Here is a 12107-nt window from a genome sequence, read left to right as displayed (position 1 = left end):
CCGCCGACGTCGGTGGCCCAGACCGGCGCCACCGGTCACCGTACGGCCACCGGCTACACCAAGGCCAAACGCAAGCCGCGCCGGAACCTGGGGACGCGAGTCCTGGGCCTCCTGGGACTGGTGCTCTTCCTGGTGATCTGGGAAGTGTTGCCGCGGACGGGCATCCTGCCCTCGGCCTTCTTGCCGCCGGCGTCCGCAGCCATCGCGGACCTGTTCCGCAACCTCGGCCTGAGCGCCTTCTGGGTCGCCGTCGGGAACACCATGTGGCAATGGCTGCTGGGCATGCTCATCGCGTGCATCTCCGCCACGGTTCTCGGATTCATCATCGGCTCCTCCACGTTCCTGCGCCGCTTCACCAACTCGACCATCGAGTTCCTGCGCCCGGTGCCGTCCGTGGCACTGATCCCGCTGGCCGTGCTGCTCTTCGGCGTCAGGATCGAGTCGGCGCTGCTGCTGATCGTCTACGCGTCCTTCTGGCAGGTGCTGATCCAGGTGCTCTACGGAGTGGCCGACGTGGACAATGTGGCGATGAACACCGCGCGGTCCTACGGCCTCGGCCCGGCGGCGCGCTTGCGGTACGTCATCTTCCCCACCGCGCTGCCGTATCTGATGACCGGGGTGCGCCTGGCCTCTGCCGTGGCCTTGATCCTGGCCATCACCGCTCAGCTGATCATCGGTAACCCGGGCATCGGCGCCGAGATCGCCAAGGCCCAGTCGGGCGGCGCCTACGTGGCGATGTACGCCCTGATCCTGGCGACCGGCCTGCTCGGGGTCACCATCAACCTGGTCATGCGCCTGATCGAGCGCCGGGTGCTGTCCTGGCACTCCTCGGTCCGAACGGAGGTCGCCAAGTGAACGCAACAGCCGCCCCGGCCAACTCGGCCAACGCCCATTCGGGCAACGCCAACTCGACCAATGGATCCTCAGGACAGGCCAACCCCGTGAATCGTCAGAACCAGCCTGCGAAGACATCCGGGTCCGGTGCCAAGCGTGTCTGGCGCGCCGCCAAGGGACTCTTCTTCATCGCGGCCCTGCCCGTGATCCTGGTGCTCATCTGGTACGTCTCCACCGCCGTCGGGGAAACGAACTTCTTCATTCCAGCACCAGCCCTGCTCGTGGAGACGTTCTTCGACACCTGGACGGGAAACCGCATCACCACGGATGTCATCCCGTCCCTGACCCGCCTGCTGATCGGTATTGCCGGCTCGGTGATCATCGGCATCGTGGGCGGTCTGCTCATCGGTTCGGTCCGCTGGCTGCGGGCCCTGACGGAACCGACCCTGGAGTTCTTCCGGGCCATCCCGCCGACCGTGTTGATCCCCGTGCTGATGCTGCTGATCGGCATTGGCGATGACATGAAGATTGCGGTCATCATCTCCGGTGCCGTCTGGCCGATCTTGCTGAACACGATCGAAGGCGTGCGCTCGATGGACGAGGTTCTCTCGGACACCACGCACACCTACGGCATCACGGGATTCAACCGGGTCCGCTATCTGATCCTGCCCTCGGCCATGCCGCAGATCATGGCCGGTGTCCGCCAGTCCCTCTCGATCGCGCTGATCCTGATGGTCATCTCCGAGATGTTCGCCGCGTCGTCGGGTCTGGGCTTCGCGATCGTGCAGTTCCAGCGGTCCTTCGCCATCCCGGAGATGTGGTCCGGCATCGCGCTGCTCGGCATCATCGGCGTGATCATGTCCTTCATCTTCCAGCTGGTCGAGCGCAACGTGCTGCGTTGGTACCACGGCCTGAGGGAGATCGAGAATGCCACATGATCCTCAGCCCGAAGACCACTCCGAACCCAACATCCCCACCCAGAAGGGACCGAAGGCCATGACTCCGGACCAGACTTCCACCGCAGGAACGGTACAGACCGTCCACTCTCAGGGCGGCGTGGCGGATACGCCCGACGGCCGCATCACCGTTGGCAAGACTCTTCCCGACGGCGAGGCCATGCTGGCCGTGCGGAACATGAAGAAGGTCTACCACACCGACGGCGGTGACATTGAGGCCGTCCGCAACCTCACCTTCGACCTGCCCCAGGGGCAGTTGGCCTGCTTGGTCGGACCGTCCGGTTCGGGTAAGACCACCCTGCTCAAGTGCATCGCCGGTCTGCTGGCCCCCACTGCCGGCGAGGTGACCCTGCACGGCAAGAAGGTCACCGGTCCGCCGAAGTCCATGGCCGTCGTCTTCCAGGAGTACGGCCGCTCGCTCTTCCCGTGGATGCGGGTGCGGGACAACGTGGAACTGCCGCTGAAGAACCAGGGCATGGACAAGGCCAAGCGGGACCAGGCCGTGGACAGCGCTCTGGAGGCCGTGGGGCTGTCCCACGTGCCGCGTTCCTACCCGTGGCAGCTCTCCGGCGGTATGCAGCAGCGTGTGGCGATCGCCCGTGCCGTCGCGTACCAGCCGGAGGTGCTGCTGATGGACGAGCCGTTCGCCGCCGTCGACGCCCAGACCCGCGCCGACCTGGAGGACTTGGTCCGCAACGTCTGGAAGCAGCTGGGCGTCTCGATCCTGTTCGTCACGCACGACATCGACGAGTCGGTGTACCTGGGCGAGCGCGTGATCATCCTGTCCTCCTCGCCGACCGTGATCCAGGAAGACCTGGTGATCGACCTGCCCGAGGAGCGCGACCAGCTGGAGACTCGTTCCTCGCAGCGGTTCGCCGAGTTGCGTCACCACGTCTACGAGCAGATCCAGTTGGCCAAGAAGGGCTTCCGCCCCGAAGACTCGATCGCCCAGTAACCCACCCCAACCCCTTTCACTTTGCGGGCAGAACGAACCGGTTCGTTCTGCCCGCAAAGTGCGTTGTGGGGGAGGGAGCGGGGATGGCCGGGCGTGTTGTCCACAGTCCGCGGCGGCGGGCGCGTCGGCCGCAGCTCCCGCAGACCATGCTGGCCTCATGTCACGACGCCGGCCACTTCCCGACCCGTATCAAAAGTCGCCTTTCGCTCGGGCACAGGCGCTCGATGACGGGGTGCCCGTCGGACGATTTCGGGCGGTGGACGTCGAGAGTTTTGGTCGAGGTCTCTACCGGACCGTCGATGAACCACGACTCTCTTGGGCCGACGTCGGGCTGAGCGAAGCCGGCCATGGAATAGACCCCCAGTCCCTGGCCGCGGTGCTCAGTGCTACGCAAGGGGCGCTGTCCCACCAGTCGGCCGCTCACCTCTACGGAGTTCCGTTGCCGCCCTGGCTCGAAGACGAGCCAACCGCGCACATCACCGGCTCGGGTCCGGAGCTGCGCAGCAGGCGCCCCGGTATCACCGGCCATCGTCGGCCACTCAGCCGAGCCGACGTCGTGATGGTCCATGGGCTGGTCTGCACGACTCCCGAACGGACATGGCTTGATCTAGCGTCTCTGCTCCGTCCGGGAATGGGCGATCATCTCGTCGCGGCCGGCGACCACCTGGTCAAGCATCCTTGGGTCGGGGGCCAACGGGAACCACCGTGGACCACGCCGGGCCGACTACACCATGGACTGGAGCGCATCGGACGCTTCAAGGGAGTCCGACTGGCTCGAGCTGCCCTGCCGCTCATTCGAGTGGGCGCGGACTCGCCGACCGAAACGATGGTGCGCCTGACACTCATCGACGCCGGTCTGCCCGAGCCCGAGCTGCAGATACGCGCCACCGGCTTCAGCGGTGATCCCTACCCCGCCGATCTGGGGTACCGAGAGGCGAAGATCGCGCTCCAGTACGACGGCGAACACCACCGCTCCGCGGAACAGCAGCTGATCGATGCCCGCCGGGACGCCTGGTTCATCCGCCATGGGTGGACGGTCATCCGGATCACTGCCGACGATCTCCAGGACGATCTTCGAACCGTCATCCGGCAGCTCCGCTCTCTTCTGGCCGACATAGCTGCATAGCTGCATAGCTGCATGGCTGTATGGAGGTTCGGGATGCCCGGATCAAGTCCACGGCGAAGCACGCGCATTTCACTTTGCGGGCAGAACGAACCGGTTCGTTCTGCCCGCAAAGTGAGGAAGTGGGGAGGGGAGGACGGTGGATCGGGAGTCTGTGGCTAGGCTCGGGGCATGGCAGCGGCTCAACCTCAGGACACCACGCTGGACCGGTTGATCCGGATCCTCGGGGCCTTCGACGCCGGCCGGCCGACGCTGTCCGTCGCGGCGCTGGCCCGGCGGGCGGACATTCCGCTGCCGACGGCGTACCGCTGGGTCGAACGCCTCACCACGGCCGGCCTGCTGCGTCGTGGTGAGGGGGGCGTCGTCGGGCCCGGGTTGAAGCTGTGGGAGCTGGCCTCCCGCTCAGCCCCGAGTACGTCTCTGCGCCAGGCGGCCATGCCGTTCATGGACGACGTCCAAGCGGTGTTGCGACAGCACACGCAGCTGGCCGTCCTCGACGAGACCGGGGTACTCGTGCTCGAGCGCCTCTCGGCCCGCGGCGCGGTGGCCAACCAGGCCACGGTGGCCGGTCGGCTGCCGACCTTCACCACGGCCATGGGCCTGGTGCTGTTGGCCTTCTCCCGCCGGCACGTGACCGAGTCCTATCTCGCCGCCCACGCCGGTGAGCTCGGCCTGCCGCTGGCCACGGTGACCACGGCGGGCAGAGCAGCCAGAGCAGCACAGCCCGGGAACGACGACGGCGCTTCCTTCACCGGTGCCTCCGGTACCGCTCCGGTCGGCATCACGGGCAACGCCCGCGGCGTGGTCAACCCCACCGAGCCGGAACTGCGCCAGCGCCTAGCCGAGGTCCGGCGTCGGGGATTCGCCTCGGTGGACGGGCAGATCGACTCGGAGGCCACCGGCGTGGCCGTCCCCGTGGTGGTTCCCGAAGGGGACACGCTGGCTGCCCTGGGCGTGGTCGTGCCCCGGTCCTCGGAGTTCCGCCCGGGGCTGGCCCCCATGCTGTTGGCCGCGGCCCGCGGCATCAGCCGAGCCCTGACACCTCAGGAGACAGTTATCACTCAGTGAGAATGCATGGCGTGACCGCCTGTATCGTCCATCACACTGAGATGGTTCATCACGTGAAGGAGTTCTCCATGGCGGTCTCCCCCCAGACCACCCGCACCCAGGTCGGCATCGTCGGTGGCGGTCCTGCCGGGCTGTTGCTGTCCCATCTGCTCTCGAAGCAGGGCATCGCCAACGTCGTCGTGGAACTGCGTGACCACGAGACCATCAAAAACACCCACCGCGCCGGCATCCTGGAACAGCAGGCCGTGAAGACGCTGGTCGACTCCGGCGTGGACGGGCGAGTGCTCACCGACGGCGACGAGCATGAGGGCATCGACCTGCGGTTCAACGGTGAATCCCACCCGCTGAACTTCCCCGACCTCGTGGACGCCACCGTGACGCTGTACGCCCAGAACCAGGTCTTCGTGGACCTGGCCGAGGCCCGGAAGCGCGACGGCGGCGACGTCCGGTATGAGTCCGAGGTCACCGACGTCGTCGACCTGCAGACCGACACCCCGAAGATCCGCTACCGAGACGTCTCCGAGGGCGCCGATCCCACGGTGGTGCACGAGGTGCAGTGCGACATCCTCGTCGGAGCCGACGGATCGCGCTCGTTCTGCCGCCGCGCCGTGGGCCAGGCCGAGGGGCACCGCGACTTCCGGATCGAGTATCCCTTCGCCTGGTTCGGCATCCTGACGGAAGCCCCCAAGTCGGCCCCTGAGCTGATCTACGCGAACTCGCCCCACGGCTTCGCCCTGATCTCCCAGCGCTCCGAGACGGTCCAACGCATGTACTTCCAGTGCAACCCCTCGGAGAACGTGGAGGACTGGTCCGACGACCGCATCTGGTCCGAGCTGCAGCGCAGGGTGGACGGCCCGGATGCATTCCAGCTGAAGACCGGCCCGATCTTCGACAAGAGCGTGCTGGGCTTCCGTTCCTTCGTGCGGGAACCGATGAGCCACGGCTCCATGTTCCTGGTCGGCGACGCCGCGCACACCGTCCCGCCGACCGGCGCCAAGGGGCTCAACCTGGCCTTTGCCGACGTCACGGTGCTCTTCGAGGCACTGGACTCGTTCTACTCCACCGGCTCCCGGGAGCTGTTGGACGGTTACGCCGAGACGGCTCTGAAGCGCGTGTGGAAGGCCCAGAGCTTCTCCTACTGGATGACCTCCATGCTGCACACCCGCCCGGATGCTGATCCGTTCGAGACCAAGCGCGCCCTCGGGGAACTGGAGAACATCACCTCGACACGTTTCGGGCAGCAGTACCTGGCCGAGTCGTACACCGGCTGGCCCCATTCCTGACGACCAGACCCCGACCAGATCCCGGCCAGTTCCCGGCCAGACCCCGGCCAGATCCAGACCAGCCGCCACCAGACCACTCACGCCCCACTATCAGCCCCCAGAAGAAAGGAGCAGCCCGTGAGCAACGAAAACACCGGTCCCGTTGTCAAGGACGACGAGACGTTCGACGACAGCCACGTGCTCGACCCCGCCGCGACGCAGGACTCTCAGGAGACCATCAGCGCGGAGATCAAGGACATTCACGACTCGGCCTCCGGAGAGACCCAGCCGCGGATCAACTTCCCCCCGTACCGCAGTTCGCTGCTGCGCCACCCCACCAAGTCGATGCAGCACGCCGACCCGGAGACCATCGAACTGTGGTCCCCGGCCTTCGGCGAGCGGGACGTCAATGCTCTTGAGGCCGACTTGACCATTCAGCACAACGGCGAGCCGTTGGGGGAGCGGATCAAGGTTCGCGGTCGCGTGCTCGACGGCAACGGCCGCCCGGTCCGCAGTCAGCTGGTGGAGATCTGGCAGGCCAACGCCTCGGGTCGCTACGTCCACAAGCGCGATCAGCACCCTGCGCCGCTGGACCCGAACTTCACCGGCGTCGGCCGCACCATCACCGACGACAAGGGCTTCTACGAGTTCACCACCATCAAGCCGGCCCCGTACCCGTGGAAGAACCACCACAACGCCTGGCGCCCGGCCCACATCCACTTCTCGCTGTTCGGCACGGACTTCACGCAGCGCATGATCACCCAGATGTACTTCCCGGGCGATCCGCTGTTCAGCCTGGACCCGATCTATCAGTCGATCACGGATCAGAAGGCCCGTGACCGCCTGATCGCGACCTATGACCACAACGTCTCCACCCACGAGTGGAACACCGGTTACTACTGGGACATCGTCCTGACCGGCAGCAACCGTACCTTGATGGAAGGTGACACCGATGCGCATTGATCAGAACCAGCTGGACGCGGCACGCTCGGGCGGCGAGAAGCTCGTGCCGACCCCGGGGCAGACCATCGGTCCGTTCTTCGGATACGCCAAGCCCTATGACAACGTCCACATCCCGTTCTGGGATCAGCAGAACCTGGTCAACCCGGCCCGCCCCAACGCGGTCCGTCTGACCGGCACGGTCTACGACGGCAAGGGAGTGCCGGTTCCGGACGCCCTGCTGGAGATCTGGCAGGCCGACGAGGACGGCAACGTGGTCCAGGAGACCGGTTCGCTGGTCCGTGACGGCTGGACGTTCACCGGCTGGGGCCGGGCCACCGTGGACAACGTGGGAACCTACAACTTCTCCACCGTCAATCCGGGTGCCACCGAGCCGGGCAAGGCTCCGTTCATCCACCTGGTCCTCTTCACCCGTGGCCTGATGAACAAGCTGCACACCCGCGTGTATCTGCCCGAGGACACCGAGGCGCTGGCCAACGACCCGCTGCTCAGCTCACTCGACGAGACCCGTCGCAACACTCTCATCGCCGAGCGCCGCGCCGACGGCTCGCTGAAGTTCGACGTGTGGATGCAGGGCCTGGGCGAGTATGCCGATCGCGAGACGACGTTCCTGGAGTTCCCCGGGATCGAGTACCCCGTCCACGACTGATCACCCCGGACATCATCCGGGCATGGCCCCGGCGCCAGCCCAGATCAGCCCGGCAACAAGTGGCCCGGTGGGTCTTCCACTCCGTGACGAGAACGGACGCAGAAGACCCGCCGGGCCATCGTTGCCGATAGCCTAGTGACTCAAGAGAACCCCCCGAAGACAGCACCGACTACCGCAGGAGTCCGCCCGCCCATGACTGAGTCCGAGTCGCCGCTGTTGTCTGCGTTGGCGCTGGAGTCCGACGCCGGACTGCTGGACCCGCTGTCATCGGGAACCGAGGTGGCGGTCCAGTCGTCGGACGCCGGTTATCTGCGTCAGCTGCTCGAAGTCGAGGCCGCGTGGACCGCGGTGCTCGCCGACCACGGGCTCGTCGCCCCCGAACACGCTCGCGCCGCGGCAGAGGCCACGGACCCGGCGCAGTACGACCTCATCGAGCTGGCCCATGCGGGCCAGAGCGGCGGCAATCCGCTGATCCCCGCGCTGAAGGCACTGCGTTCCCGGGCGGGGGACGCGGCTCAGGCCATCCATATCGGGGCCACCAGCCAGGACATCATGGACACCGCGATGATGCGGATGGCGGGCGAGGTCTCGGCGACGATTCTCGCGGACGTCCGCGCCGCCGTCGGGTCCCTGGCGGACCTGGCCACCGAGCACCGGGTAACGCCCATGGTGGCCCGGTCCCTCACGCAGCACTCGCTGCCCTCCACCTTCGGACTGCGGGCCGCCGGCTGGATGTCCGCCCTCGTCGAGGCCGGTCGCCGGCTCGAGGCGGCCACCGCCGAGCTGCCGATCCAGTGGGGTGGCGCCGCCGGCACCATGGCGGCCCTCTCCAGCCGCGTGGCCAAGGCCCACACCAACGGAACGCTCGACGCCGGCACGGACACCTTCGCGCTCGTCGAGGACCTGGCGGCCAGACTGGGTCTGGCGGCCCCTGCCGGGCCGTGGCAGACCAATCGCATGCCGGTCACCGGGGTCGCCGCCGCTCTGGCCGACGTCGTGGCCGCCTGCGGCAAGATCGCCAACGATGTGCTGATCTCGGCGCGGATCGAGAACGGTGAACTCGGCGAGCCGCAGGCGCCCGGCCGCGGGGGCTCCTCGGCCATGCCGCACAAGCAGAACCCGGTGCTCTCGGTGATGATCCACGCGGGCGCACTGGGGGCACCCAGCACGTTGGCCCAGGTGCTGACGGCGGCCGGGGCAGCCAATGAGGAGCGCCCGGACGGAGCCTGGCATGCTGAATGGCCCGCGCTGCGTCAGTTGATGCGCACGGCTGGGGGAGCTGCCGCCCGTACCGCCGAGTTGGTGTCCGGACTGCGGGTGAACACAGAGCGGATGAACGAGAACCTGCACCGCGTCGGGCCCCTGTTGGTGTCCGAACGCCTGATGGCCGAACTGGCCCCGGTGCTCGAGGAACAGGCCGGGGGCGATCCCGGTTCCGGAAAGGCTCGGTTGCAGGCCATCGTGGACCGCAGTCTGGTCGGTTCCCAGGGGCCGGAGGATGACCCGGACTTCCGGACGCTGCTGCGGGACGCTCTGCCCGATTCCGTGACGGACACCGAACTGGATGAGCTGCTGGATCCCGCCAACTACACCGGCGAGGCCGCCACTCTGGTGGACCGGCTCGTCTCCGATGCACGTCAATTCGCAGAATGGAGCACTTCGTGAGCACACCCGAGATCACTGCCGTCCGCCTGTCTGGCGAGGGCGAGGCCACCCCCGAGAAGGACGTCCTTTTCGTCGGCGCAGGTCTGGGCACCGGCGTCCACGCCTTGTGGAGCGAGGCGGCCACCGAGCTGGCCGACCGGTTCCAGGTCATCGGCTGGGATCTGCCCGGCCACGGACAGTCCCCGGCACACAACGAGCCGACGTCGGTCGAGGACTTGGCCAACGCCGTCGCCGACCTGGTGACCGCTCAGCACGCCGCCGGGACCATTCCCCACGGCGCCAAGGTCTACTACGCCGGCGTCTCCATCAACGGGGCGGTGGCCCTGCAGCTCGGTCTGGACCACGGTGACCTCTTCGATGGCATCGCCGTGATCTGCTCCGCCGCCAAGATCGGTGAGCCCGACGCCTGGAACGAGCGGGCCGCGTTCGTGGAGAAGTCCGGAACCCCGTCCCAGGTCGAAGGATCGGCTCAGCGCTGGTTCGCCCCCGGCTTCCTCGAGAAGCACCCAGAGCGCTCCACCCGGTTGCTGCACACGCTGCAGGAGGCCGACCGATTCTCCTACGCCCGCCTCTGCGAGGCTCTGGCCGGCTTCGACGTGCGGGAGCGCCTCGGCGAGATCTCCACCCCGATCGTGGCCATCCACGGTGCCGACGACGCCGTCTGCACACCCGAGACCGGGGAACAGATCGCCGCCGGCGTCCAGCAGGGCACCGCCGTCGTCCTGCAGCAGGTCGCCCACCAGGCCCCGATCGAGGACCCCGAGGGCACCGCACGGATTCTCCAGGAGAACTTCTCAGCATGAGCGCCCAGTCCGACAACCCAGAACAGCCCAACACCGGCCAGCCCAACAGTGGCCAGTCCATTGGCCACGACCTCTCCGCCACCAGCCAGGACGTCTTCGACGCCGGCATGGCCGTGCGCCGCGAGGTGCTCGGCGACGCCCACGTGGACCGCGCGGAGGCCAAGAAGGACGAGACCACCGAGGATTTCCAGAACCTCATCACCCGCTACGCCTGGGGCACGATCTGGACTCGTCCGGGGCTGGATCGCCGGATGCGCTCAGCGGTCACCATCTCCGCGATGGTCACGGGCGGATACTGGGAGGAGGCCGCCATGCACCTGCGGGCGGCCCTGCGCAACGGGCTGAGCCGGGATGAGATCAAGGAGATCCTGCTCCAGACCGCCATCTACTCCTCCGTGCCGGCGGCCAACGTCGCCTTCAAGCTGGCTCAAGAGGTCTTCGCCCAAGTGGACGAGGACCTGGCGACCGGCAAGGACCTCTGAGCCGGTTCACCGAACACGTCCCGGGTCCGTCCCGGTACATCTACAGAGGCCCATCCATTCCGCATAGTCCGCACCTCCCGCACTTCGATCAGTCCAGAACAGGAGCCTGAGCATGAACGCCCAGAACACCCTCCAGGATGCCTACATCTACGACGCCGTCCGTACCCCCTTCGGCAAGGTCGGCGGTGCGCTGGCCAAGACCCGGCCGGACGACCTCGCGGCCCTCGTGGTGAGGGAATCCGTCCAGCGCGCCTCGGGTCTGGAGAAGTCCGGTCACGAGGCCATCGACGAGGTCGTCTGGGGCAATGCGAACGGCGCCGGTGAGGAGAACCGCAACGTCGCCCGCATGGCCACCCTCTTGGCCGGCCTGCCCACCTCCATCCCCGGCACCACGGTGAATCGGCTCTGCGGCTCCTCCCTGGACGCAGCCATCATCGCCTCACGGCAAATCAATACCGGCGAGGCCGATGTGATGCTCGTCGGCGGCGTGGAATCCATGTCCCGCGCCCCGTGGGTCCTGCCCAAGACGGAGCGCCCGTTCCCGATGCACAATCTCGAGCTGGCCAACACGACGCTGGGTTGGCGTCTGATCAACAAGAACATGCCGAAGGAATGGACCGTGTCCCTCGGTGAGGCCACCGAGCAGCTGCGCGAGAAGTACGGCATCGACCGTGAGCGCATGGACGAGTTCGCCGCGAACTCCCACCAGCTCGCCGCCCGGGCCTGGGACGAGGGCAAATACGACCAACTGACGGTGCAGGTTCCGGACACGGACCTGACCCGCGACGAGACCATTCGCCCGGATTCCACGGCCGAGAGCCTGAGCCAGCTGCGCACCGTGTTCCGCAAGGAGAACGGCATGGTCACCGCCGGGAACTCCTCCCCGATGAACGACGGCGCCTCAGCGGCCTGGCTCGGCTCGGACAAGGCCGCCGACGTCCTCGGTCTGCAGCCCCTGGCCCGGATCGCCGGGCGCGGAGCGGCCGCGAACGAGCCCCAGTACTTCGGGTACGCGCCGGTGGATGCCGCCAACCGGGCCCTGAAGCGAGCCGGGATCGGCTGGGACGACGTCGCCGCCGTCGAGCTCAACGAGGCCTTCGCCGCGCAGTCGCTGGCGTGCACCGACGCCTGGGGCGTGGACCTGTCCATCGTGAACACCTGGGGCGGGGCCATCGCCATCGGCCACCCGCTGGGCGCCTCCGGCACGCGCGTGCTGGGCACCCTGGCCCGCCGGCTCGAAGAGTCCGGGGACCGCTGGGGCGTGGCCGCCCTGTGCATCGGCGTCGGCCAGGGCCTGGCCGTCGTGCTAGAAAACGTCAACGCCCGCTAACCCACCTCCCCACCCCCACC

The 12107-nt window shown here is 67.5% G+C and carries 12 protein-coding genes; all 12 read left to right on the top strand.

Features of this window, described 5'->3' with window-relative positions:
* Nucleotides 1–102 precede the first annotated feature (102 nt).
* The 12 genes from ACFQQD_RS03120 (at nucleotide 103) to ACFQQD_RS03065 (ending at nucleotide 12087) form a co-directional block, all read left to right on the top strand.
* Entirely contained in the window at nucleotides 103–855 is a 753-nt protein-coding gene (locus ACFQQD_RS03120; protein ID WP_378087473.1) for an ABC transporter permease, read from the top strand.
* A 167-nt stretch (nucleotides 856–1022) separates the two neighbouring features.
* A complete protein-coding gene (locus ACFQQD_RS03115) occupies nucleotides 1023–1772 on the top strand; it encodes an ABC transporter permease (RefSeq protein ID WP_378087471.1) in 750 nt (249 codons plus the stop codon).
* 178 nt (nucleotides 1773–1950) lie between these two features.
* Complete coding sequence (locus ACFQQD_RS03110; RefSeq protein WP_378087469.1) at nucleotides 1951–2745, top strand: ABC transporter ATP-binding protein; 795 nt, start codon at nucleotides 1951–1953, stop codon at nucleotides 2743–2745.
* Nucleotides 2746–2902: 157 nt separating this feature from the next.
* Nucleotides 2903–3871: an endonuclease domain-containing protein gene (locus tag ACFQQD_RS03105; RefSeq protein ID WP_378086136.1), complete on the top strand. Its 969-nt coding sequence runs from the start codon at nucleotides 2903–2905 to the stop codon at nucleotides 3869–3871.
* Between the two features lie 168 nt (nucleotides 3872–4039).
* Nucleotides 4040–4936: an IclR family transcriptional regulator gene (locus ACFQQD_RS03100; protein WP_378086134.1), complete on the top strand. Its 897-nt coding sequence runs from the start codon at nucleotides 4040–4042 to the stop codon at nucleotides 4934–4936.
* 68 nt (nucleotides 4937–5004) lie between these two features.
* On the top strand, nucleotides 5005–6219 hold the full coding sequence (locus tag ACFQQD_RS03095) for a 4-hydroxybenzoate 3-monooxygenase (RefSeq protein ID WP_378086131.1): 1215 nt from the start codon (nucleotides 5005–5007) through the stop codon (nucleotides 6217–6219).
* A 117-nt stretch (nucleotides 6220–6336) separates the two neighbouring features.
* Complete coding sequence (gene pcaH, locus ACFQQD_RS03090) at nucleotides 6337–7161, top strand: protocatechuate 3,4-dioxygenase subunit beta (RefSeq protein WP_378086129.1); 825 nt, start codon at nucleotides 6337–6339, stop codon at nucleotides 7159–7161.
* A complete protein-coding gene (pcaG, locus tag ACFQQD_RS03085; RefSeq protein WP_378086127.1) occupies nucleotides 7151–7807 on the top strand; it encodes a protocatechuate 3,4-dioxygenase subunit alpha in 657 nt (218 codons plus the stop codon). The genes pcaH and pcaG overlap by 11 nt, the downstream gene beginning before the upstream one ends.
* A 192-nt stretch (nucleotides 7808–7999) precedes the next feature.
* Entirely contained in the window at nucleotides 8000–9472 is a 1473-nt protein-coding gene (locus ACFQQD_RS03080; RefSeq protein ID WP_378086125.1) for a lyase family protein, read from the top strand.
* Entirely contained in the window at nucleotides 9469–10275 is an 807-nt protein-coding gene (locus ACFQQD_RS03075) for an alpha/beta fold hydrolase (RefSeq protein ID WP_378086123.1), read from the top strand. The genes ACFQQD_RS03080 and ACFQQD_RS03075 overlap by 4 nt, the downstream gene beginning before the upstream one ends.
* The gene (gene pcaC, locus ACFQQD_RS03070; protein ID WP_378086121.1) at nucleotides 10272–10757 is read left to right on the top strand and encodes a 4-carboxymuconolactone decarboxylase; all 486 of its coding nucleotides are present in this window, start codon (nucleotides 10272–10274) and stop codon (nucleotides 10755–10757) included. Before ACFQQD_RS03075 ends, pcaC begins: the two co-directional genes overlap by 4 nt.
* A gap of 112 nt (nucleotides 10758–10869) precedes the next feature.
* Nucleotides 10870–12087 carry a thiolase family protein gene (locus ACFQQD_RS03065; RefSeq protein WP_378086119.1) on the top strand — a complete coding sequence of 406 codons (1218 nt, stop codon included), beginning with the start codon at nucleotides 10870–10872 and terminating at the stop codon, nucleotides 12085–12087.
* The last annotated feature ends 20 nt before the right edge of the window (nucleotides 12088–12107 follow it).

Source organism: Citricoccus sp. GCM10030269 (assembly GCF_042665635.1).
Classification (GTDB): domain Bacteria; phylum Actinomycetota; class Actinomycetes; order Actinomycetales; family Micrococcaceae; genus Citricoccus.
This window is presented reverse-complemented; position numbering and strand designations above follow the sequence as displayed.